We start from the raw sequence: 23712 nt of genomic DNA, 5'->3' as shown, positions 1-23712 counted from the left end.
GTGACTAAGCACTAGCGCCCCATCTCCTGCTGACGCATGGGCATACCATCAATCAACGTGTATACCGCCTCAGGCTTCACAAAATCGTGTTTTTGGAGCTTGATGCCTCCATCCTTGCCAATCAAGGTGATACTAGGCTGCTTCAAGCGCAGCTGCTCTTGCAATACTGCGCTAAGCTTTGCCGATCTTGTCTTGCCATCACGAGTCGTCACCTGGCATTCTTGACTTTTTTCAGGGCAATAGTAGATCACGAGATGACGATCTTTGTTTTCCAAAGCCTTGTTCTGAAGACTTTGCCACTGGCTTTGCAACCATGGAGCCTTGAGTCCTCCGTGATGGATCACAATCACCCGATCTTGCCACTGGTGCTTTTGCAGAGGCGAAGACAGATCTTTTCCCTGGCCTACCGATGCCAGGCATCCTAAGGCAGATATCGTGAGAAGCCATTGAATTTTCATAATCCCCCCGTCAATGCCTTGTTTTACCAGGCCGGCGCGATTTGCTATGAAGTTGATAGGTCCCATAGCTTCTCGCAACGATTTGCTCATCACAATCCTTGATTTCACCAAGTAAGACGAATTCGGACTTGCCACATTCGTCCGCTTCACTTTGAATCCGAGCGATCTCGGCCTCAGTCATTTCGAATGAAACTGTGACATCGGATTTGGCTTTTTTGACGAACTCTACCTTTTGATCCTTGAGCACCGGGTAGAAATCATCGTCAAAATTTAACATCGCCACAACACCGCCAGGAATCTCTGCAACGGTAAAAATCGCCCCAGCATACATGGCCCCAAAATGGTTTTTGTTACCTTTCAATGGGATCTTTGCCTTGATAAAGCCACTCCTAAATTCGAGTACTTCGAATCCATTGCGTGAAGCAAAGGGCACTGCCTGACCAATGCCAACATTGAGAACCCTGAGGGCTCCCTTCTTCACCACTTGACCAATGGAACTACTTGCCCATGGCCAATCGTCAGCGAACACTTGATGAAGCTTTTTTCTAATTTCTGCAGACTGCGCTAACCACATAGATAGACCCTTTATCCAGTTGAATGCCTTAGATTAATCCATCCGGGGATCTTAGACTATATGTCATAAATGAATGTTATACCGCGCTAATTGGCGTGCATGGACTTCCATATCTAACCAGGACATGCCAAAGCAATTTGAGTTCTTGTAAGACTTGCCTATAGTCGCCTCGATCCGCCCACCGCTCAGGGTTGCGCTTAAGATCCATGGCTGCCTTCTCAATGAGACTTGGATCAATATACTCATGCTCCGATATCCGTTCAGCCAGCATGTCGAATAGTGTTGAGTACCAGACTCTAAACCAATCCCTAATAAATTAATTCTTCAAATGCTGGAATGCTTTCTGCGAAATACTTTTATGGTACTACTTAGGTAGGAAAAGATTAACTACAGCTTATTCATCACGTTCGTAATCAAATCACCTCACCCAATACTCAACGATCGAAGTGGTGTTTGAAGCTAGGAAACTTTAGTCTTGAGAGGTAAACACACATACATTTTCAAGGAGGAAAAAAATGTTAAATCTTATCTCTATCAGCAAAAGCATCACCAAAATCCTAGTCATCTGCGCTCCTTTACTGAGCGTGTCGCAAGCGAGCTTCGCTGATCGCATTCGTCATTGCAACTACGCCTTCAACGCCCAGGTTAAGATCTTGAATAGCTTTGAAGAAGTTGTTCGTAGCGAGGTCCTTTTCATCGGTGGTCAGGCAGCTGGCAAACATGGAGGCGTACAAGCAAACACTGCTAGAGAACGAGCACGGGAAAGAATCAAAAGCTGTTTGAAAAACTGGATCAGTCTAGATCGGAATCTAAGCTCGTTCGAAATTTCTACCTGCACCAATCAAAATATTTCAGGTGTTGCCGGCTTCGATATTGAAACTTCTGGCCGAAGCTTGAGAGAGGAAATCGCGGAAACATTGCCGGATCTTTGCGACTCACATCGTGGCAACGAAGTACAAGTCATCGTCGACAATGCAAGGCTTCTAGTAACTGGCGATAATCGCTGCCCCTCCACCTTGAACCTACCTCGGCAAGACCTTCTTGTCGGAGCCTTCTGCCAAGGATTATAATCCACGCTCGTCCCCATGGCCCATTGTAGTTATTGATGTGGCCTCCCACACTGAGAGCATCGTAGCCTAGAATAGGCTCGATGCCTCCTCCGTAGACCTTGTTCACCTGTAGGGAGTACTTAGTGCTCCTTTCTGTCCTTTGTATCTCGCAAGTACACTTACAAGTTGCTACAAGACTCCTGTAACAATAAACTCATGTCTGGAGTTATCATGAAACTATTAGCGACCCTTGGTCTTGTTTTTGGTCTATCGTTATCAGCGATGGGCGCTGAATCTGTTGACTCAAAGAAGGCACCTGAACTGACCTCTCCAGGTTCAGCGGAACTTTGGAGCTCCGCCCTTGCTCGCTGGAAGAGAGCAAATCTCGCGAACTATAGCTATAGTGTCGATATTTTCTGTTTCTGCGGAGATGTTGGCGGCTATGATGTAACTGTAAAAGATTACGAAGTTGTTGATATTCAAAAGACTTCGGAGGGTCGTGGAGGCTACTTTGATGGCAAAATGGACTCACTATTTCGAAGCATCGAACTGGATATCATTTATGGAGCTAAATTCTCGGCTCAGGAGTACGACCCAAAACTTGGCTATCCAGTAAAAGTCTATCAAGATACAGCTCCACAAGTTGATTACTTCTACCACATCGATATCACCAATTTTGAGATACTGGATTAAAAAACAGAGCGAGGTTCGAGTATAGTCGAACCTCGCTAACATCATTTCCTAGTTGGGGGACCAGAAATAAGGGTCTCCAGCCTTTTTAAGGCTGGTTAGGGTCTGTTAAGAAAGCGACAATGCCTTCAGCAATCTGTTGATTGGGATAGTTTGCAACGCCGCCGTGAAAAATGAGCCCTGACTGTCCAGCAATTTCCATGGCATCCCGAGAATTAAGTGTTGTTGCCGCTGGTTCCCCATGGCAACTCATACACTCCGTTTCGTAGGCTTGCTTGCCTGTGGCACGCAATTGAGCGGCCGCTTCCTCTGCTGGATCAACAGCGGGCTCCTCAGGCTCCTCCACCACTTCACCTTGATCTGCATCTAAGTTTTCATCAACTGGTGTATCATTGCTAGAATCATTGAGAGTAGCATCGTCTGAACCACTAGCATCGCTATCCAATTCTGTACCACTTGATCGTGCTGTGCTGGTTTCACTCTTATAGAGAGGCCTCTGGGGAGCTGCGGTTCCACAAGCTGTCGCCCATATTACTATCCATAGCGATGATATTTGAAATCGTATGCTCATTGTGCCTCTCCAAGGTAGTGTGTCGTTGATACTTGACAGTTTGCAAACTTTGAACCAAATTTTTACCCTGCTAAAGCACCGGATTTAGGAACATTTTTCTACTGGAGGAAAGAGCAAAATTGAGCACCAGATTTTGGCAGGTAGAACACGACTTTGGAATCCCAGCTTATCCTCTGATAATGACAGGAAAATCCGAACGTATCTAGACTCTCGTTATCGTGCTGGAACCTACGGAAGCCTAAGCGAGTGGCCATCTAACAGTTTTCATTAGTCTTTTAAATTAGAGCAATCTCAGAAGGAGTGCAGCACTAAGGGTTCTTAGCTCACCGAATCGAGTTCCTCAAGGCGAGCAGGAAGCTCAATCAAGAAGCTCGTATGTTCAGACCGGGGGTTGACCCAAAACGTTCCGTCATGATTTTCAATAAGGTTCTTAGAAATCGATAAGCCCAGACCAGTGCCTTTACCCACTTCTTTTGTAGTAAAAAATGGATCAAAGATCCGATCAATGACCGTGTGCGGAATTCCATGTCCAGAGTCAGAAACTGTAACCTGAACACGATCTCCTTTAAGTTCCGCTGCAATACGAATCCACTTGTTTTCGACTTCTGAAACAGCGTCGTACGCATTATTCAGCAAGCTAACAAGAACTTGAGATATTTGAGTCGCACGACAGGAAATAATAATTCGGGGGTCAATCGGTTCAATAATAAGCTCGATCCCTGCATCTCTAAATCTCTCGCGGCAGTAGGGAAGTGTTTGTTCAATAATACTCAACAAGGTTTCATCCAAGAAGGGATCTCCATCTGCATCCCGGGAATACGTTCTGAGTCCGGAAATAATCCGATTCACCCGATCGCAGGTATTGATAGCTTTATCAATCAAATGCTCCAAGGTTGCCTGATCTGTTGCATCCTCTTCGATAAGCTTTTGCAAAATTCCAAGATTTCCCAAGATGATGGCCATAGGATTATTGATCTCATGGGCAATACCTCCAGCCATCTCTCCTAGACTGGCTAATCGAGCCGAATTAATCGCCGATGCTCGCTGAACTTCGAGATTACGCTTCAGCTCCCGTTCGGACTCCGTCACTCGTTTAGCCATCTCGTTGATATTGTCTACCATGACATCTAACTCATTTCGGACCCTGTTCTCATATTGCAGCTGCAACTTATCCTGGCGAAACTTTCCCTTCTCAAAATAGCTGGCAATCTTTTCAAGATGATTTGTCACATAGTAGCGAACAATAAAGAGGATGATAAATGAAATGAGAAATGTTTTGATGCCTTGGGTTCCAAAAAAGACCAATGCCCGTCGCGCCAATCGTTGAAAGATGAACTGCTTGGTTACCGTTATCCTCAGTTCACCGATCGTTTCGTTACTACGGACCATGGGGTAGCGTTGCTCAAAAAGATAGACGGGAGTCTCTAAGACGCTACCGCGCTCCGCAACCACACTCCCCTCTTCATCTAGCACAGCGATTGAAACAATTCCTTGTAATTTCGCTATGGATGACAACTGCTCGCTGATTGCCCGTTCATCAAGATTCCAGAGGTTATCAGTGATAGAAGGCACCGAGACTTCCTGAATCTGGTGCAGTGATCGATTGAGATCGGACATCTCCGCTGTATAGTCGGTATAAAAGGAAAAGACGGTTAAAATCGTGGTCAACAATGAGCTTGCTATCAAAATTTTGACTAGCAAAGACATCCTTAGCGATTGAAACTCTTTTTCCATGAAGACCACTTGCTGAAAACATACTATTCCTTGATAGTATACCAAGGCTCCACCATAAACAGGGAGCACTAGGCAAGACTTGCTTCATAGATAGCGCCGATATTCTAGGCTGAGCTGCTCTTTTTTAAAAGGCCCTCCCCTGCCACTTAGTAAAATGCCCTGGCCTGCACTCCATTGGTAGTGAATGCTTGTCTGCCAGATCGATTCCCAAAGACCCGGCTGCCAGGAAATTTTTGCCAGGCCATTGAAAAACCACTTGCCCGTGATTTGAGTACGGAAGCGTAGTTGGGCTAAGCTAGCTACCTCAAAGTCAGTTTGATAACGGAGCTGCCCGCCAATCAGGAATAAAGCATGAATTCCCTCATATGAAAACAAGCGTTGGCCAATAGCTCCTTCTAGATAGCTTAGTTCTAGCCAACGCTCGTAGGCCGCTCGGGTTTCCCATGACCAAGTAGCCATCAAAGAATGCTGTTCTTGCCACGAAGCCATTTGAAATAGAACTAGTTCGTCTAGTAAGAGATCTTGCTCATTGGCCAATATTTTTGTGTCGAGCACGCTAAGAATACTCCCAGGTCTGAAGCCACCACTCGGGTCATCCGCACCGTGCATCGCTGGTCTTAGTCTTAGTAGAGCGCCCGGCTGAGAACCAAACTGCCCTCCCACCGCAACAAGTTTGGGATAGTGCCCGTCTAAAAGATCGTAGTCTGGCAACATCGGAAGGGTCGAAGGCTTGCTCGATGATCTGGCTTGTGACCCAAGAACTTTCAGGTAGCGACTGGCATAGGTGGGCCGTGACATCCGTCCCTCGCGAAAATTAAGCCGAAGCCGTTCAGCCCAAAAACGAAACAATTTGATTTGCTCTTCTGGCGCAAGAGGTAGTTGATCGCCCTCAAAGAATCGCTCTTCCAAGAGATCTACATGATCCATCAAAGATGGATCAATATCACGACCTATCATGCTAATCTTTTGGCTCATAGATGGCCTGTAGCGGGGTCTGTGAAGCAAGTCCTGATCGCGAAGATAGTAAACCACATCTAGGGGGAAAACCCAAAGACCGGTGATGTCTTCCGAGTTAATACTTCGATCAGCAACGGCAAGAAAGTCCAAAAGCAAGAGCGAACAGTTATCATCAAAAAAATAGTAGTCTATGGTTTTATCTTTCAACTCCCAAAGATGAGCCATAAGAAATCGAACTTTTTCTGGAGCTAACTTTATTGGAAAGTCCCATAGGTCGCGATCTTCCATATCGTTGTACTGACTGACTGTTGTATAGTACGGAGCAATAGAAAAGTAACCGGGATAAAACCCAAAGATACCCTTGATGGCATAACTTAAGCCAGGTTGATCCTCAATCGCTGCTCCATAAGATAGCGCATGAGATAGGAGAGGTGGTGCATCACGAGCCCCAACTCTCAAGAAGGTATGACCAAACATAGAAGCAGGGTTGCCAAAATATTCAGAAGGAAAGACGAGACTTATCGTTTCTGGTTTAATCTCCTCCATATAATCCCAGTATTCATTGCAGTCTTTTGGCACTTGGGGGGTTGGCAGCTTTAGTTTTTTAGCAAGCCAAAGGCTCCGTGCAGGGAAGCGACACCATACATGATCCCCATGAAAGTCTTTCTGCCAAGCTTTGTGGAAGGCTAGAAGCTGATCTAGAGGCGTGTTCCTAGCTCCATGGTAGAAATCTGGGTCGTCGACAGTAAATGCCCCATCCCTCATATGCAAGAGTTTTTGCCACTGCCAGTCTTCCGCCCACTGTTCAAGTACCTGCCCCAGACAAGGCCGAGCACTCAGCAACACCAGTACCAGTAATCTGATCCTTGCGCCCCTGACCATTGCTTCCCCTTTGCTAGCCGACTGCTGCCATGAGTTAACTTTGGGCAGTGTATAGCCATGCGTTATTAGAGATCTCAACTTGCATTCGATTATCCAGATAAGTTAGCCTATTAACTACAATACGCAAGGAGGTTTTTGATGAAGGCACAATGGGCTATCTGCCTAGGGCTTTTTCTATCCCTTAGCTCCCAGGCTTATGGAGAAAGCGCGGTATCCAAGTTTTGGAATAAAGAGTTTCCAAAGAATCTAGGCTGTGGCCCAGGGAACTTAGTATTTGATGAAGATTCCTGGTTTTCAACGGCGATGGCCTCATCCGTCAATCTCTCATCAACACCACTCTTACCATTGTCTACCACATCGGGGATATCAGGCTGTAATGGTGGTCCTCCGATTGTTGAAAATAGCCGAGCCTACCATTTCATCGTCAGTCATATGTCAGAAATTATGCGTGATGCTGCACATGGAGGAGGAGAATCTTTAGAAGCGCTGGCAAGCCTTTGGAATCTTAGCTCAGATCAATATCCAAAGTTTGTAACTCGACTGAACCGAAACTTTTCAAACGTTTTTGGAAACGGTGACTTACTATTGGAAGAGATCTATCAGTCCCTTTATGCCGCATCCATAGCAAGCTAGGAGACCAGCTCATGCAAATCTTATATTGCCTTCTCGTTCTAGTATTTTTCACAGGCCCCCAAGCCTTCGGACAAAGCTATCCTTTGATGCGTGTTTTGCAGAAAGATATGCCTCAAAATGCGGTTTTTGGATTCATACCCGCTTGTGGTATTGGATCCTACCTCCTTCCCACCTACTCTTGGCTCTCTTCAGCACCGGCGAGCACCACAAATATGGCCTTCTCATCCGTCGCTCCCACCTCAACGACTATGAACATGTCTGAGTGCAAGGGCCCTAAAACCCTTGTTGAGAATCAGCCAGATATCTATAAATTTGCAGAAAGGAACCTAGAAAAACTTGCCCAGGATATGGCCCGTGGAGAGGGGGAGTCTTTGGATGCTCTAGCTTCATTGATGAAAATTCCCGAAGCCGACCAAGATCGTTGGCGTGCCGTACTTAAGAGAGAGTTTGCCTTTATTTTTCCAGCACCCCAGGTGAGCCCTCGTTACGTCCTTGATCAAGTGACCACCATCAGCTTCAATCACGACATTGTTAGCCCCTACGCGAGGAATTTTAGCTGGAATGATCTATTCCAGACCTACTAATACTAGAACTGGGCTCCAGGCGCCGTGATTAAGGATTTGGCGTTTAGGAGACCGACTCTAAACTTTCAATCTGTGTTTCATCCAGGAACTGATCAAATGGTCCATCCAGAATGGGCCATTTTTTGACAGCGGGTTAAAGAATCCAACATGTCCTCCCCGAGGAGTACAGACAAAATCTACCCGTCTTTTATCAAATTTAGGCAAATCGCCATAGTTGACTACAGGATCATCTTTGGCAAGCAAGACCAATCCTTTAGCTTTAATGGCTGGGATAAAGTGCAGGCTTGAACTACGGTCGTAGTAGTCTTGGGCACTTTTAAAGCCATGGCGTGGGGCGGTGTAGAGTTCATCAAAGTCGAAAACAGTGCAAGACTCAGGAAAATCTAGCGGACCGAGATCAGGAAACTTTCTGTGGAGTTTACTGGTTTCTTTCATCAGACGTTTTGAAAAGTAGCGATCGACTTTTGGAGATCGCTGTTGAAGCTTCTTAGAAGTGGATGCTAAGTCGAATGGCGGAGATACTGCCACAAAGCTATCAACAAACCGCGGTAGACGAGCCTCACCCATCATCTTTAAGACGATGTTAGCTCCCATGGAAATTCCCATGACCGTCGCTGGTAGCTTGGGATAAAGCTTGCCGATGGCCCGTAGCACATCCCGAAGGTCCTGGCTCTGGCCAGCGTTATAGGTTTTTCGCGCATGACCGAAGCCGGGCCCTGCCCCCCTCAGATTCACCCGAAAGAGCACTACGCCCAAGGGTTTGAGCTTCTTACAAAGCCGGACGTTGTAGTTAGAGCGGTAGTCTCCTGTCAAGCCATGAACCGTAACAAAAATTCGTTTGGGTTCAATTTCTGGACGGTTTTCAGCCACCACGATCGTATCACCGTCGGGCAATTTAAAATGATGCCATTGGTCTGGGCTATCATCGATATCCGGCAACATATTGGGAGTGATCGTTTGAAACCAACGGGAATTCAATGGCCAAATGGAGCGAAAAGGCGTAACACCCAGCCGATCGAGAGTATGACTTGACATAAAGAACTCATAAAACACGTTAACTTGAAGTCAACATCTTGATTGTAATACGCAGGCCTGTCAAGGCCAAGGCCACTTTAAGAAGGATCATAAATCGTTGGGTGCTCATGGACTTCAGCAATGATGTACCCAGTTTTGTACCAATGATAACCCCGACCACCATCACAGCTGTTTCAAGCCAGTAATCTTGATACGGAAAGGCCAACCCTAGGAAGATGGGCACCTTTACAATGTGTACGAGCAGCTGGCAAGCTGCCTTAGTCGCAACAATCTGCTCCTTAGTGAAATCACTTCTTGCAAAGAATGGTGCCATCAAAGGCCCTGTCGCCCCAACCAAGGAGCCAAGAAAACTCGCCGCGACACCTAGGAGCCAAAAACCTTTTGTTCCCAATTTTAGTTCAGGTAATTTCTTTGGTTTGAAAGCAACATAGAATAGTAGAGCAGCCACAATTCCTAGAATCCATTCAGGGCGATCTAAGTTGCTCAAGAAGAACCAGACTGCGACGCCACCAATGGGAACCCCGATCAGAAATGGCACAAAACTCTCTCTATGAACATGCTCCCGTAGAATCCAGGTTCTGCTTGAGTTACTCACAAACTGCACCAAGCCATGAACAGGCACAATCACATGCATCGGAAAAAAAAAGGTCATCACAGCTAAGAGTGTCACCCCACCTGCCATCCCCACCAGTCCCGATATGATAGAGGAGCCAAGGGCTGTCAGGAACAGAATCAGAATTGTCATTGGGGAACTCCTTTCGAAATTTGGCCTGCAAGCTTGCTGACATCGGCCATGCCATGAACAAAGGACAAGAGCCTAAGATACTGTAATCACGAGGACTCACGACGGGTCCTAATATTGCATAATTTACCCTGGGTTGAAACAAGGAAACAGCTGCCCAAAGGAGGCAATATGAAAATATTGATCATACTCGCCATCGCGAGCCTCATAGGAGCCTGCAAAAAACTGCCAGTAGACCAAGCTGCGATCAACCATGGGTCAGAGACTCAGTCAGAAACGATCGATCCGCAGCGATTGCATGACACTAAACCTGCTGGTAACTATTTTCGCGTTGCTATTCGCGACCTCAAGCTCTACGAAAACCTACAAGATGATGTCCCAAGGTGCATTATTCCGGCGGGAAGCACACTAGGCTTTGCTAAGGAGTCACTCACATTTAAAGAGCGACGCGATGATGCAGACCTCTACCACAATCCATTCATAAGCCTGGTCTGTGGTGATATGAAAGAAGGCTGGGTCAAGTACACCAACGGCGACGAGCAAGAGGATATTCGCGAGATCCGTAGTCAAGACATCTTTAGATTCGCAAAGTCCCGTGGTTGGGATAAGGTGGAATCCCTTCACTATCTCTAATCGGTTTAGCTAATAGCAAGCTGAGGCTTTTGGCTTGTTTTACGCCCTTGAATGGGTAAGATAATAATAAACTGGGCCCCCTTGCCGCGACCTTCGCTACGGGCCTCAATATTACCTCCAAGCTCCTGAGCCATCAGTGAGCTAGAATGAAGGCCAAATCCAGAACCAGTTTTTTTAGTCGTAAAACCAAACGAGAAAATCTTTATTAAATTCTCCGGAGCGATACCTTTGCCATTATCTTCACAGATAATGTGGACGTCATCCCCGTGAATTTCCGATCGGATGGTAATTCTAGGATGCTTGTTATCAATTTTGATAGCTTGAATGGAATTTAGAATTAGATTTACCAGGATTTGAGTTATTTTTGCCGGCACCGAGACTAGAGGTCCGATAAAATCCAAGTAGCACTCACATTCGATACCAGCCTTATCAAGCTCTAGGCGATTAATATTAATTGCCTTTTCAACCATAGCATCAATGTAGCAGTCTTCTTTGATATCGGGAGCATTGGCAAAGATCATCTGCAATTTGATGATTTCTTCAATGTCTTTCAAACCAACAAGAATTCTATTCATGAGATCGAGAAGCTGCTGCCGCTGTTCACCTTCATAGCGGTTCAATGCTCGCCAGAACTCATTGGCCTGAGCCCCCTCTTCAGAACTCAAGTACGCCTGCAATTGTTCAACTTTTTTCTTCATCAGATCAAAAAATGCCTGGGTTCGCTTAGAATACTCGCTCTCTTCAACCATCTTCGCTACGGTTTCACAACTCACAAAGATTGAGGTCATGATGTTGCCAATGTTGTGAAGAAAGCCCACAGCGACTTCTGCCATGCCTGCCTTCCTGGATGCTTCAACCAGCTCCCTCTGGTGAAGAGCCAATTCCTCGGTTTTCCGTTTTACTTCAGATTCCAGTCGCTCCTGATATTCGATATCTTGCTCTCTTAGCTGCCTATAACCTGCTACCAAGCGCTCCTCCATTCGAAAGATCTGCTCATAGAGATGAGATATCTCGTCCTGATAACCTTGAATGTGGTCCTGATCGTGAGGAGCTTTTGACTCTTGATCAGCCCGATCGAGCACTACGTTAGACGCATAGTTACCAAGGGCCTCCAGTCTTTTGGTAACCGTTCGGCGAATGTAAAGCACCAGTAAAAATGAAACGGATAAAGTCTTGACTATATTCCCAAGGAGACTAAACCCAAACTTCACAAGTAAATTATAGTAAAGCTCATCAAGGGACACATAAATGGAAATTTTTCCTACCTTACGGCTATGGCCTTCTTGAACATAGAAAACGTCAAAGTGCTTGTCTATACGCTCACGAGCACTGAGTTCACCCTTAACAACATCGCCCTCAAGGCTTTTGGAAGATAAAACCACCTGCTGAACATTAGGTAACTCTCGGATTCCATCCAAAATCGTCTCAATCTGAACCTGATCCAAATACCAGATCGCTGTTCCGAGGCTTTTGATACTCACTTGATCGAGGTGATGAATAGATTCTTCGATATCTTGAAACTCAGTTTGGTAGTCAAACAGAATCTGCATGATCGAGATCAAGAATGCAAAACAGGTGCTGATGCCAACTGTAAAGAATACGAGCCGTTTCGCCACCGGCTGAAAGGACGTGCGACTGAACAAAGTGCTCCATATCTCAGAAAACTTAGAAGGGGGCCTATCCTTGCTTAACATCGCTGTCATATCTCGCCTATTGACACTAGTGAACTACCTTTGCTTTTCTGCTTCCAAATTTTCAACTATACTGGGATCATATGGAAAAATAACCTTTTTTATCATCCCAATGCTGGAGCTGCGGCATAGCGAGAAGACAACACCGTTTTGATCAGGGAGAGACCATTTGAATCGACTGTTCATTCTGACTATCCTACTCCACCCCTTCATAGCTCTGTCACTGCCTGAAGAGAGTCTTCCTGATCGCTATAACGATCTTATCAATTTCTTCGAGAAAGGGTCTTTAGGTTTCTTGGAAACCCCTGACAAGGTAAAACTCGCCTACCGTCACTTTCCAAAAGACAATCCGAGTACCACCTTAGTTATTTTTCCAGGTCGCACGGAATCCCAGTACAAATACATGGAGTTCATCTACGACCTCCAGAACCAGCCCTACGAAATCTTTATTTTCGATTGGCGCGGCCAAGGTTTATCTGATCGTCTCCTCGAAGATCCACTAAAAGGCCATATAACTGACTTCTCGACCTATCGGCAGGATGCAGAACTATTTCTCGACAAAGTCGTAATACCTGAAAAAAAAGGCCGGCAACTCGTAGCCCTAGCCCACTCGATGGGTGGCAACGCCTTCGCGCTATTAGCCAGTAAACGTCCAAATACATTTGATAAAATCATACTTTCTTCGCCAATGCTTGACTTACCGACTCCTGGCCCGCAAGGGTTTGCCTGGCTCTACCTTTTAGTCCGAGAGGCGATGGGTGACGGTACGGAATACATTCCAGGGCACCACCCTGGGACAAAAATTTTTTCTAAGAACAATGTTTCTAACAGCTCGATTCGCTTCGACCTCATGCAAAGACTCACTAAAGAGAAGCCAGAGCTTCTTGTTAAGGGGGCGACTGTTTCCTGGGCAAGAGCCAGCATTGATGCAGTTTGGTCGATGAGAAAGCAAGCAGCGGCGATAAAGGCACCCGTGCTCTTGCTTCAGGCCGGTGATGACGTGATCGTTAGAACTGAAGGGCAAAATTATGTATGTGCGCAAGTCACATCATGTCGCAAGGAGTTCTTTCCTAAAGGGAAACATGAACTTCTCCAAGAAGTCGATGAGATTCGAGATCGTGCCATCGCTGCCATCGTGAACTTTATTGGCGATCCATAAAACTAAAGGCCCCACTTTTGACTCAGCCCTTCCACTATCGACAGCTGTTCTTGAGAGTGGAGGCTATGCTCCATCAGCAGAAGTTCAGCAAGCTGGAGAGCCCCATGGAGACTTTGCAAGACTAGTCTCAACTCACTTATGGAGCGGAACCCAAGCAACTCCAGATGACCATGAGCGTTCTCAAGCACCATGAAGCCCTCAAACCGATGTTGTCGGAGCAGCTTGATGGCGGTTTCCAAAAACATTTGAGGCCGATGAATCTGAACTAGGCTTTGGCCATGACGGGAGAATACAAGGTCACTATCGTAGAATTCTCCATTAAGAATATCCCAGATCCGTTGATGCTCAGGTCTCGCTACACCATCAAAATAAGGATGAGTCCCGTGCTCGTCATGAACATCTTCTAGTTCTGTTGCATCTACAGACAAAAGCACTCGATCTTGATTGACTCCATACAGTTGGCTAAACTCTCTAATCTCACCAACGGCAGCGCTTGATCCTATCCAAGTTTGCCGAAGCTGTGTCAGAACTTGAATCCTTGCCAAAGGATCGAGGAAAGAGTCATAGACAATAAGGCTTGCGAATGCCCCATCCCAAGCCTGTAGAAATCGACCGTCGCCCCCATTCCCTAGAGTGTCGATCTTTACATCACCTTCTTGTGGCTGGCCCGAGAATAACTTGAGGACACGGCTTTGATTGACCAATTGAACAAAAACCCTATTATGATCATCACGGCCGACAAAATAAATGGCTATGCCCTGGTCTTCAACCCAGGGAACGGAGATATCATAGTTCGATCCCTCTATGAGCCGTAGGAATAGCTGGTCGTCCCGCCAACGCCCCAGTTTCATCCCCTGGCCGTTTTGTTCACTATCCGCCAAGAGAAAGCCATTTCGCCCCCGATTTGAAGCTACGATAAACATTGAAAATGGGCCACTCAGGTGAATTGGACTTGAAAGCCGTATCACCGGCTGGTTAGGAGAAAGATCTAGCGCTTGCTTGTAGTTGATCAGCAACTGTCTTGTAGAGGATGCTAATGGGACCTCTTCTGAAGCCATACTATGGCTGCCAATCGAACGGGTCCAGCTGCCCCAGGCTTCGCTCCCATGCTGAGCCACCAATGGCGGGCCCGATAATAGTGCCCATAGGGCTGCAACAGCCCAAAGAATTGTCTTCATGTCGACCTCCAAAGATTTCTAATACTACCGCTCGGCGGCCTGCAGAATCACTTCAGGCATCTCATAATTAGATGTAGATTTAGAGGCTTATAGAGATAATTACCCCCAGATCAAAGTCTGTTGCAACGAAAATTATCTAGCAATATTTACCCAGGAAAAGAAACTAATTTCCTGAAATCACAGAACTGACTATCATGAGAGAATCTCTCATTCGACTCCAAGACAACGAGGCCTCTTATGCAACGACCCTGGAATTCTCAATATCCCGCCGATGTTCCCACTGAGGTAGCTGCGCCACGCTTCAGCAATCTTCCTGAGCTGATTCAAGCAACCAACCGCAGCCATGGCCAATCTCCAGCATTCACATGTATGGGGAAGACCATCAGTTTCCAAGAGCTAGAAACAATGATCGATATGTTTGCCCGATACCTACAACACGAACTCAAGATCAAAAAGGATGATCGCGTCGCTATCATGATGCCGAACATCCTACAATATCCGGTCGCATTGTTCGCAGCCCATCGTGTTGGTGCTATTGTCGTTAATATCAACCCGCTCTACACAGCGCGGGAGCTGGAGCACCAGCTCAAGGATTCCGGCGCAACAACTATCATCATTCTTGAAAACTTCGCCAGAACTCTGGAGCATGTCCTCAAGTCTATTAAGCTTGACTCTGTGATTATCACGAAGTTTGGTGATCTATTTGATTTTCCTAAGAAGCAATTGATCAACTTTGTTCTTAAACACATAAAGAAAGTTGTGCCTGACTATCAGATACCAAAAGCAGAAAGTTTTACCCATGCTCTTGAAATAGGGTGCAAGCAGCCGGGACTTTCTCCTGTTGAAATAGCGATCGATGACATCGCATTTCTACAATATACGGGTGGCACAACCGGGGTTTCTAAGGGTGCGATGCTTACCCACAGCAATATTTTATACAACCTAGCCCAAGCAAGCACTGTGTTTGGTGATCTTGTTGGCCCGAACGATAAGATTGTGACCGCCCTACCCTTGTATCACATCTTTTCACTGGTATGTAACTGCTTCCTCTATATGACAGCTGGTGGATTAAATATCCTGATACCAAATCCCAAAGACACCAAGGGCTTTGTCAAAGAGCTAAGTCGCTGGCAGTTTACTGCCATGTCTGGAGTTAATACCCTTTTTAACAACCTGCTTCACGATGAATCGTTTTGCGCCCTAGACTTTTCTCACTTGAGACTCTCCATAGGTGGAGGTATGGCAGTCCAAAAACCGGTGGCCGATCATTGGCAGAAGGTCACCGGCAATATCATCAATCAAGCCTACGGGCTAACTGAAACCTCTCCTGCCGTCACCATCAATCCCCGAAACCAGACAAGCTTTAATGGCACTATCGGGCTTCCCATTCCTAGCACTGATGTCTGTATAAAAGATGACAATGGCCAGATTCTTCCCCATGGTGAGCCCGGAGAACTTTGTGTCAAAGGCCCACAAGTCATGAAAGGCTACTGGAACCGTGACGAAGAGACCCAACAAGTCTTTGATGAGGACCATTGGTTCCATACGGGAGACATCGCCGTGATGTCCGAAGATGGTTTTTTTAGCATTGTCGATCGGAAGAAAGATATGATTCTGGTATCTGGCTTTAACGTCTATCCCAACGAAATTGAAGAGGTGGTAGTTGCACTCAAGGGTGTCGTCGAAGCTGCTGCTATCGGAATCCCAGATGAGCAATCTGGAGAAACTGTGAAGCTTTTCGTAGTAAGGTCCAATGAGCAAGTCACCGAAGCTGAGATCATGCAGTACTGCCAGTCAAACCTAGTGAACTACAAACGACCCAAGCAGATCGAATTTGTTGAAGAGCTTCCCAAGAGTGCTGTAGGCAAGATCTTGCGACGCAAGTTAAAAACCGCCTGATTTACACTCTAGCTTGCCAGATCATCTTCGTGGAAGGGCTTGTAGTCTTTGCTGTAGCTGGCATGAAGGAATTCAAGTAGGGCGCTGAAATTGCTTCGATCGTGAACAAAATCAACTGGATGAGGGATGTTCTGAGGGTCGATCACGGGCCCTCCTAGGAGGATGGCAATCCCGGGATTTGACTTTCGAATCCTGTGTAGCAGTTCTGGAATATCGGCTAGCTGCTCCATGGTGGCAACTGATAAACCGATGCCGTGTAAATTCCGGTTCTTGGCAATATCGATAATTTTTTCTTTGTTTAGCTGCGGAAGGTGAAGGTCGCAGCGAATTCCTTCCGACATCAAGCGCAAGGCTAGAGCACGGATGCCAATGGAATGAGAATTTGAATCAGCACATACCAAAGCTAGGTATGGTCCAGCATGGGGTCTTTCTGTGTTGAGATAGATATGATTTAGAACTTTTTCTGCAAACCTCGTGAACATACGTTCCTGCTCGTAAGTTACTTCTCCCGAAAAGAACTTCATTCCAATATCGTAGAGTACAGGCTGGACGGTCAGATAAAAAAGCTCAATCGGACCAAAGCCTGTTTTGATTGCTGACTTGATAAAGACTTGGAGATCGATATCTTCTTTGTCCTGAACCCGATTGAGATAGTCGTGAAATATGTCTCGTAAGGCATCATCTTGGGTTTGCCAACCAGGGTCACGCTCTTCCTTAGTTGCCTTTTTAAAGCAACCGCGGCAAAGACTGTGAGTGAAAGAATAATCATCGTAGGGCTGTTTCTCCCCAAGATATTTTTGGCAACCACAACACCAAAGGATCATAAGCCCCCCTTTTATTTCTATGACTCTATCGGCTCCCTCACCACAAATGTAACCATGGCCCTTAAAGCCCCACTTTGAGGCCGTAGAGAGGAGCCTGTCAGCAATTAAACAATCGTTTAATTAAGAAACGGAAACAAACCGCCATCCTACTGAAATTCATAAAAAAATTGTTGGCACCAAGATTGTATTTCTTCTGCCGACAGTTACTGATTTCCCGGAGGACAATATATGGAAGTGAAGTGTGGAATTGAAAAAAGAGAGCCTTGGCGCCGTCATGTGATGGGTCTACTGATCATCGTTCTAGCCATTGGGGGTTTACGTACACTAGTTCGATATGGCGCTAGCCTATCGGTACCGAGCGAGCTTTCTCAAACGGCCATTGAGAAGCCCAGCTCCGATAACTAGCACCCATGGTGTGAGGCTAGAATTTTTGGCAATCAATGACAAAGCGATACTTCACATCGCTTTTTACAGTACGATCGAAGGCCTCATTGATACGCTCAGGGTCGATCAATTCGATGTCTGCGGTTATGTTATGCCGGCCGCAGTGGTCGAGCATTTCTTGGGTTTCAGGCAGGCCACCGATCAGTGAACCGAGCATTTTCCTGCGTTTCAGGATCATCGGGAATACGTTAAGATCCAAGGGTTTGTCTGAGGCTCCCACCATAATGAGGGTCCCTTCCCTCTTGATCATACCGAAGGCCTGGCCTAGATCGTGGGGCGCAGATACCGTATCGATGATGTAATCGAAGTAATTTGCGTGTTCGGCAACGGCATTCTCGTTAGTGCTTAGAACGAAGCGATGAGCGCCAAGTGACTCGGCATCCGCCTGTTTGTGGGCTGATCTCGATAGTACTGTTACTTCGGCGCCGAATGATGCCCCCAGCTTAACAGCCATATGACCCAGTCCTCCTAAGCCGAGAACTCCGAGCTTATCTCCCTTTTTCAAGCCCACATGTTTCAAAGGGGAGAATGTTGTTATTCCAGCACATAGCAGGGGAGCTGTTGCGGCCAAGTCGAGATTCTCTGGGATGCTTAGGACGAAGCGCTGATCCGTTACTATAAAATTCGAATACCCGCCTTTGGTATATCCGCCATGCCGGTCTGTAGAATTATAAGTTCCCGTGAAACCGTTCTCGCAGTAGTTTTCTAACCCCTCCTCACAACTGGGGCAAGTGCGACAGGAATCCACCAGACATCCTACTCCTACTTTATCGCCAGCCTTGAACCTAGTCACATTTGAACCCACGTCGCGGACGATGCCGACAATTTCGTGACCGGGAACGCAGGGGTACTGGGCTGGGCCCCACTCACTTCTTGCGGTATGGATATCAGAGTGACAGATACCACAGTACTTGATATCTATCGCGACATCCTCAGGCCCGGGGTCTCGACGATCGAAAATATAGGGTACGAATGCCTGGTCGGCTGCATGATTTGCATATGCTTTGGTTTCCATAGAAGTGCCTTTCTGTGATTGTACGTCAGTCCTTGCCGACTGTTTTCCTAAGACTTACTAGTATATCGATTCCAGAAACCTATAAGAAGCCTCAAATCTTTGCTGGAACAGGCTGGCCGGAGATTGCCTGTGACGGATCGGCTTCCGCAATGGCCATGCTTCATGCTACCATCTGGGCTGAGCCTTTGAGATCTGTAAGCGAGGAATCTAGTATGTGGCGTAGAATATTATTGTTGTGTTGGCTTCCAGCGAAATTATGGGCTTACGAGGTAGCGATCGAAGGCAATGCCCGAACCGAAAATGTCTATATCGATCGCTTGCTAAACCGCTGCTTTGATGATCTAAAAGAGGCACCGAAATCAGAAATCGAAACCTGCCTCATGGATTCAAAAATATTCTCTGAAGTCGTCGTCGACAAGCGAAGCGATGGCATGACAGTCACAATAAAAGACCGATGGACATTGATTCCCATTCCGAACCTTCAAGTTTCGAAGACCGACACTCGTTATGGATTGTTTCTAGTGGAAACTAACTTCCTAGGGATGGGCCATCGTATCATTGCTGGTGGCTTCTCCGGAAATCGCGCCGAACTGGGCTACGGATCCTTCCAGTTTAAAAATGTCTTCGACACCCCACTTCGGATCAACATAACAACACTATCACTGAACGAAGAATATCATCTTTATGACGGAGACGATATCCTGTTTAAGCAAATTGAAAAGCGGGGACGGGTCTCCCTCGATCTTGGTCTACCGTTCGGCCGCTCATCCGAGATTTTGATCGGTTTCGGCTCGTTTGCCAGCACGTTTGGAGAGGTAGAACAATTCGGTCGCGCTAGTAACTATAGCTTCGATGCTGTAACTCTATCGGGAAACCTTGGGGCCAAAAATTTTCGTCTTTACTACGAGAACGGCTGGGATCTTCGTTACAGGGTGATCAGGCAAACCCACCGCACCGATGAAGAAGATCTTGAAACTATGGTCAATGGCCAGCTTCACTACGGCACAAGTCTCTTTCAAGGTCACAGCGCTCTAAGCCTCACTGGATTTTATCGCTATACAAGCGCAACCCTTGCCCAAAAAGGCTTCATTTACCTAGGCGATAGCCCCGGATTTCGCGGCATACCTAAGAATGGTGTCTGGGCCCGCAAAGCGTCAGCTCTGTCTGCTTACCTTCCCACACCCATATGGAAAGTCACAGCTGGAACCCTAGTCACAGGGCCCTTTGTTGATATTGGAATTCTTGAATATGCGATCTTGAAGCCAAAACCTGTTCAATATAAGGCCTATGGAATTGGTACATATTTCTTTCTAAAAGAGGTTGCACTGCCTGGAGTTGGCATTGAAGTGGGTTACAACCCAGATTATTCCGGACAGTTCTTAAAGGTTTCCCTAGGAGGCAGCTTATAATCTCATGCGCAGAGAGGAGCAAATGGATCTCTCTATCGAGAAGGTTGGTTCCATGAAGACTTAAAATGAAGATGTCACCAACGGTGGCCAAAGGTAGCACTTAGAACAGTGCAGACTGGGACCAGCTTTTCGAGACGTACGGGTTATCATCACTTCCCAAAGTAGATCTGAGATTTCGATTTTAACCTTTAAGATTTCTTTAAGAGGAATATTTGAGTTCCCTCCTCCATATAATTTTGTAGGGCTAAAAAGATTTCCTTTAAGGACTGACAATAAGTCTACTACAAACTACGGAAGCCCCCTCTTGGCAACCGGGGAGTCTTGCCAAGAGGGGGCTTGTTTCATCTAAAATTGAACTCACAGCACAATTGTGGAAATTGTGGTTCGACACATCGATAAGCGAGTCACGATGTTGTGCACCGCGAGCCCAACCTGAGATTGGGTATCATCACTCCTACATTTGGAACAAACGTAGCAATCCTTGTACTTCAGTACCCTGGCTAGCTGTAGAAGCCTCTACGTTCTGAACAGCACCGTTGCTGTAAACACGCTGTAGAGTTTTCATACGTGTGTACTGCAAAGAACCTGAAGATGGGTTGTACTGATACACAGGAGTTTTAACTTCGATCATCTCTAGAGCTTGGCCATTTGAACCTGTAGCTTTCTTACGCTCTACAGTAAGGCTCAAACGCTTAGAACCAGACGACGTAGAAACGTTACAGCTTCCTTTGGCAATACCACCAACTGGAGTGCCAACTTGAATGTTCTGCAGTGCAGCGGTGTTAGCTGTGATGTAACGAACTTGACTTGGGTTTACAGGTGAAGCACCGATAGCTCCTGTCTGCTTGATAGTGATTGAAGAAGGTCTGCTCTTATAAAGAGACGCATCACAAACAGCATCATAAGGACCGTTACATAGGTACCCAGTTTGAATATCACCAATCGTACGACCAGCGTACTGAACTTTGTTTCCAGCTTGTGTAGGCGCTGAATGAGCCCATGGTAGAACTCGGTTACCTTCAGCTAGATATACGCGTCCACCTTCAGCTGCAAACCTAAGCGATCCGATGCTGCTTTCAGCATAGAGCGCATCAAGAGTGCTACCAGTGTTTGCGTCTTCCTGAACGCCACAGCCTACTGCCAAAAGAAATACCGCTACCATTCCTAGTTTTTTGCTAAACATGTCTCTCTCCAAAAATCATTAGTGTTGCATTGAACAGTGTTAGCAAAAGAAGAGCCACGTTAAGCCAAACAGCATTTAAACAAGCTTTTAAACAGGGGATCTATTCAATACCATTCCCGATTTTTTTTCGAGACCGTCAATAGGTTGTCTTCGATATTATATTAGCAACGAATAAGGCACCCATTTCGAAAGCAAGTAATTGCAATATTTACAGATAGTTGAATAGATAATTCAATTTTACCTCGCAAATGTGAACACCTTAAAATCCCGTGAGTTCAAATTCATGACGTATAATTAGCAAGTTAAAGATCCAATTTATCTTGGAGCAGCAACTTAGGCTTTCGACTCTGGTCAATTCAGAGGTCCCCCGCCAAGGTAAGCGGGAACCTACACTAGTATATATACCCAAGCATCGAAACGAGTATTCATCACTATAAAAACTAACGGTCTTGTAGGCTTTAAATCTTAATAGTCGATTGACAAGCGCGAACCTGATGATTAGTCTTGCCTCCAAGATACGCACGAATACAGGCGCCGGGATGCGTTGTGCGAACGTACCGAGAGGCACGAGTCGGATTGTAAGCTTGATTTTTTGAGTTCACGTTTCGGTAGGCTCGCCTTGGAGGCAGCGGCGCGGGATATTATTGGGGTCGTAGTTTGATCTGCGGTCGTAGCTGAGCATGATGTTTCAGCTAGCTTGGTGTTGCTAAGTTTCTCAGCATTAAACCTATCGTCCCTAATACAATTGATACGGAGCCGAGATCATGGGTCGCCTGACTACACATGTGCTCGATACCGCATCAGGGAAACCCGCAGGCGCTTTGCTGGTGACCCTATCGCGGATCTCGAACGAACAAGCCGAACAAATACTTGAGATTTTCACCAACCCCGATGGCAGAACCGACAAGCCCTTGCTGGATGGACCATCGTTTCGAGAAGGAACATACGCCTTATCATTTCACGTTGCACCATACTTTGCGGCGCAAGGCACAAAACTTCCCGATCCACCTTTCTTGGACATCATCACCATCCGCTTTAGCATTAGCGACAAAGATCAGCACTACCATGTTCCACTTCTATTTTCTCCCTGGTCATACTCAACTTATAGGGGGAGTTAGATGGAAGCTTACATTATGGAGTGGCTCTACGTCTTAGTCCGGTGGCTGCATGTGATCACCGCTGTAGCTTGGATCGGAGCCTCGTTTTACTTTGTCTGGCTCGATAACAGTCTACAGAGCCCCAAAGACAAGGACCTTCAAGACAAAGGTGTCGACGGTGAGCTTTGGGCTGTTCATGGTGGTGGGTTTTATAACCCTCAGAAATACCTCACCGCGCCTGAGAAGCTACCCAAGAAGCTTCATTGGTTCTACTGGGAGTCGTATTCCACTTGGATGTCAGGATTTGCTCTATTCTTGCTAGTGTACTTGCTAAATGCTCAAGTATACCTTATCGATCCTAATCTTCTTCCAATGTCGCCTACCCAAGCCATCGTCACAGCTCTAGGTTTTTTAGCTGGTGGCTGGTTTGTCTATGATCTCATGTGCCGCATCTTTGGCTTTAGGAATCTCGCCCTAGGAATCGCTGTATCACTATTCATAGGGATTGCAACTTACGGAGCCTGCCAGATTTTTCCCGGCCGAGCAGCCTTTCTCATCGTCGGAGCGATGATGGCCACCATGATGAGCGCCAATGTTCTATTTGTAATAATACCTGGTCAGAAGCGGGTGACGGCAGCCATGAGAGCTGGTGAGCCCGTTGATCCCATCTATGGCCAAAGAGGTAAGCAGAGAAGTGTTCACAACACCTACTTTACGCTCCCCGTTCTATTCTGCATGCTTTCCAATCATTTTGGAGTCATGTATCGAGACGCAAACAACTGGCTTGTCCTCATTCTCATGATGATCGCAGGGGTTTTGATTCGCCAGTTCTTTCTCCTTAAACATCGGGGGCAAACCAATTGGTACTTTCCAGCTTCGGGGATCGCTGTTATGGCTCTCGTATTTTTCTGGATGAGTCCCATAGCATCGCAAACAGACGCTCCAGCGAAGCTTGTACGGGGATCCGTGAGCACCGAAGAAGCCTTTGCCGTGGTCCAAAAACGTTGCTACGGCTGCCATGCTTACAACCCCACTATGATGGGTGGCGCTCCTGCACCGAAAGGCATCGTCTTCGAAAGCCCCGAGGATCTGCGAAAGCATGCGTCAGCGGTCATCTCGCAAACGGTACAGCTAAAAACCATGCCTCTTGGCAACATCACTCAGATGACAGATGAAGAACGACAATTAATTCAAGCCTGGTTTCAGCAGAATATGAGTCATTAGATGACTTATGATCCACAATAAGGATTGTCTGAAACCCTAGATCCAAG

The 23712-nt window shown here is 46.4% G+C and carries 24 protein-coding genes; 11 read left to right on the top strand and 13 right to left on the bottom strand.

Annotated elements, in window-relative coordinates; translation table 11 throughout:
* Positions 1-11: 11 nt before the first annotated feature.
* From B9N89_RS12970 to B9N89_RS32430, 3 genes are all read right to left on the bottom strand, one after another.
* Positions 12-458, bottom strand: a complete 447-nt coding sequence (locus B9N89_RS12970) for a DUF4174 domain-containing protein (protein ID WP_159455348.1) — start codon at positions 456-458, stop codon at positions 12-14.
* Positions 459-468: 10 nt separating this feature from the next.
* The gene (locus B9N89_RS12965; protein ID WP_132318700.1) at positions 469-1032 is read right to left on the bottom strand and encodes a PaaI family thioesterase; all 564 of its coding nucleotides are present in this window, start codon (positions 1030-1032) and stop codon (positions 469-471) included.
* Positions 1033-1108: 76 nt separating this feature from the next.
* Complete coding sequence (locus B9N89_RS32430; RefSeq protein WP_132318702.1) at positions 1109-1303, bottom strand: DUF3626 domain-containing protein; 195 nt, start codon at positions 1301-1303, stop codon at positions 1109-1111.
* A gap of 244 nt (positions 1304-1547) precedes the next feature.
* Between B9N89_RS32430 and B9N89_RS12955 the strand changes: the two genes are divergently transcribed.
* Positions 1548-2102 (top strand): hypothetical protein, encoded by a 555-nt coding sequence (locus B9N89_RS12955; RefSeq protein ID WP_132318704.1) that lies wholly within the window; start codon positions 1548-1550, stop codon positions 2100-2102.
* Between the two features lie 210 nt (positions 2103-2312).
* Positions 2313-2774 carry a DUF6174 domain-containing protein gene (locus tag B9N89_RS12950; protein ID WP_132318706.1) on the top strand — a complete coding sequence of 154 codons (462 nt, stop codon included), beginning with the start codon at positions 2313-2315 and terminating at the stop codon, positions 2772-2774.
* An 85-nt stretch (positions 2775-2859) separates the two neighbouring features.
* Here B9N89_RS12950 and B9N89_RS12945 read toward each other — a convergent pair whose 3' ends face one another.
* The 3 genes from B9N89_RS12945 to B9N89_RS12935 form a co-directional block, all read right to left on the bottom strand.
* Positions 2860-3342 carry a hypothetical protein gene (locus tag B9N89_RS12945; RefSeq protein WP_132318708.1) on the bottom strand — a complete coding sequence of 161 codons (483 nt, stop codon included), beginning with the start codon at positions 3340-3342 and terminating at the stop codon, positions 2860-2862.
* 318 nt (positions 3343-3660) lie between these two features.
* Positions 3661-5010, bottom strand: a complete 1350-nt coding sequence (locus B9N89_RS12940) for a sensor histidine kinase (protein ID WP_159455347.1) — start codon at positions 5008-5010, stop codon at positions 3661-3663.
* 150 nt (positions 5011-5160) lie between these two features.
* Positions 5161-6915, bottom strand: a complete 1755-nt coding sequence (locus tag B9N89_RS12935) for an Lnb N-terminal periplasmic domain-containing protein (RefSeq protein WP_132318712.1) — start codon at positions 6913-6915, stop codon at positions 5161-5163.
* Positions 6916-7053: 138 nt separating this feature from the next.
* On the opposite strand from B9N89_RS12935, the gene B9N89_RS12930 reads away from it, so the two are divergent.
* Together B9N89_RS12930 and B9N89_RS12925 are read left to right on the top strand one after the other, a co-directional pair.
* Positions 7054-7548, top strand: a complete 495-nt coding sequence (locus B9N89_RS12930) for a DUF3015 family protein (protein WP_132318714.1) — start codon at positions 7054-7056, stop codon at positions 7546-7548.
* A gap of 11 nt (positions 7549-7559) precedes the next feature.
* The gene (locus tag B9N89_RS12925) at positions 7560-8132 is read left to right on the top strand and encodes a DUF3015 family protein (protein ID WP_132318716.1); all 573 of its coding nucleotides are present in this window, start codon (positions 7560-7562) and stop codon (positions 8130-8132) included.
* Between the two features lie 57 nt (positions 8133-8189).
* Here B9N89_RS12925 and B9N89_RS12920 read toward each other — a convergent pair whose 3' ends face one another.
* Both B9N89_RS12920 and B9N89_RS12915 read right to left on the bottom strand, forming a co-directional pair.
* A complete protein-coding gene (locus B9N89_RS12920) occupies positions 8190-9167 on the bottom strand; it encodes a YheT family hydrolase (protein ID WP_132318718.1) in 978 nt (325 codons plus the stop codon).
* Positions 9168-9186: 19 nt separating this feature from the next.
* Complete coding sequence (locus B9N89_RS12915; RefSeq protein ID WP_132318720.1) at positions 9187-9912, bottom strand: sulfite exporter TauE/SafE family protein; 726 nt, start codon at positions 9910-9912, stop codon at positions 9187-9189.
* A gap of 168 nt (positions 9913-10080) precedes the next feature.
* On the opposite strand from B9N89_RS12915, the gene B9N89_RS12910 reads away from it, so the two are divergent.
* Positions 10081-10542, top strand: coding sequence for a hypothetical protein (locus B9N89_RS12910; protein ID WP_132318722.1), 462 nt, complete (start codon positions 10081-10083; stop codon positions 10540-10542).
* Positions 10543-10547: 5 nt separating this feature from the next.
* Here the strand turns inward: B9N89_RS12910 and B9N89_RS12905 are convergent, their stop codons facing one another.
* Positions 10548-12236, bottom strand: a complete 1689-nt coding sequence (locus B9N89_RS12905; RefSeq protein ID WP_234996100.1) for a sensor histidine kinase — start codon at positions 12234-12236, stop codon at positions 10548-10550.
* Between the two features lie 166 nt (positions 12237-12402).
* On the opposite strand from B9N89_RS12905, the gene B9N89_RS12900 reads away from it, so the two are divergent.
* Complete coding sequence (locus B9N89_RS12900; RefSeq protein WP_132318726.1) at positions 12403-13392, top strand: alpha/beta fold hydrolase; 990 nt, start codon at positions 12403-12405, stop codon at positions 13390-13392.
* Positions 13393-13394: 2 nt separating this feature from the next.
* On the opposite strand, the gene B9N89_RS12895 is transcribed toward B9N89_RS12900, so the two are convergent.
* Positions 13395-14570 carry a hypothetical protein gene (locus tag B9N89_RS12895; protein WP_132318728.1) on the bottom strand — a complete coding sequence of 392 codons (1176 nt, stop codon included), beginning with the start codon at positions 14568-14570 and terminating at the stop codon, positions 13395-13397.
* Between the two features lie 237 nt (positions 14571-14807).
* Between B9N89_RS12895 and B9N89_RS12890 the strand changes: the two genes are divergently transcribed.
* On the top strand, positions 14808-16469 hold the full coding sequence (locus tag B9N89_RS12890) for an AMP-binding protein (RefSeq protein ID WP_132318730.1): 1662 nt from the start codon (positions 14808-14810) through the stop codon (positions 16467-16469).
* Positions 16470-16477: 8 nt separating this feature from the next.
* Here B9N89_RS12890 and B9N89_RS12885 read toward each other — a convergent pair whose 3' ends face one another.
* A complete protein-coding gene (locus B9N89_RS12885) occupies positions 16478-17293 on the bottom strand; it encodes a cobalamin B12-binding domain-containing protein (protein WP_132318732.1) in 816 nt (271 codons plus the stop codon).
* 228 nt (positions 17294-17521) lie between these two features.
* Here B9N89_RS12885 and B9N89_RS31355 point away from each other — a divergent pair, with 228 nt between their 5' ends.
* Positions 17522-17698: a hypothetical protein gene (locus B9N89_RS31355; RefSeq protein ID WP_159455346.1), complete on the top strand. Its 177-nt coding sequence runs from the start codon at positions 17522-17524 to the stop codon at positions 17696-17698.
* A gap of 16 nt (positions 17699-17714) precedes the next feature.
* Here the strand turns inward: B9N89_RS31355 and B9N89_RS12880 are convergent, their stop codons facing one another.
* Positions 17715-18752, bottom strand: a complete 1038-nt coding sequence (locus B9N89_RS12880; protein ID WP_132318734.1) for an NAD(P)-dependent alcohol dehydrogenase — start codon at positions 18750-18752, stop codon at positions 17715-17717.
* 14 nt (positions 18753-18766) lie between these two features.
* On the opposite strand from B9N89_RS12880, the gene B9N89_RS12875 reads away from it, so the two are divergent.
* Positions 18767-20161 carry a BamA/TamA family outer membrane protein gene (locus B9N89_RS12875; RefSeq protein ID WP_132318736.1) on the top strand — a complete coding sequence of 465 codons (1395 nt, stop codon included), beginning with the start codon at positions 18767-18769 and terminating at the stop codon, positions 20159-20161.
* A gap of 454 nt (positions 20162-20615) precedes the next feature.
* Here the strand turns inward: B9N89_RS12875 and B9N89_RS12870 are convergent, their stop codons facing one another.
* Positions 20616-21344, bottom strand: coding sequence for a hypothetical protein (locus B9N89_RS12870; RefSeq protein WP_132318738.1), 729 nt, complete (start codon positions 21342-21344; stop codon positions 20616-20618).
* Between the two features lie 764 nt (positions 21345-22108).
* Between B9N89_RS12870 and uraH the strand changes: the two genes are divergently transcribed.
* The gene (gene uraH, locus B9N89_RS12865) at positions 22109-22462 is read left to right on the top strand and encodes a hydroxyisourate hydrolase (protein ID WP_132318740.1); all 354 of its coding nucleotides are present in this window, start codon (positions 22109-22111) and stop codon (positions 22460-22462) included.
* Entirely contained in the window at positions 22463-23665 is a 1203-nt protein-coding gene (locus B9N89_RS12860) for a urate hydroxylase PuuD (protein ID WP_132318742.1), read from the top strand.
* The last annotated feature ends 47 nt before the right edge of the window (positions 23666-23712 follow it).

This window comes from Pseudobacteriovorax antillogorgiicola, from assembly GCF_900177345.1.
Taxonomy (GTDB): domain Bacteria; phylum Bdellovibrionota_B; class Oligoflexia; order Oligoflexales; family Oligoflexaceae; genus Pseudobacteriovorax; species Pseudobacteriovorax antillogorgiicola.
Note: the sequence above shows the minus strand (reverse complement) of the source record. Positions and strands in the feature narration are given on the sequence as shown.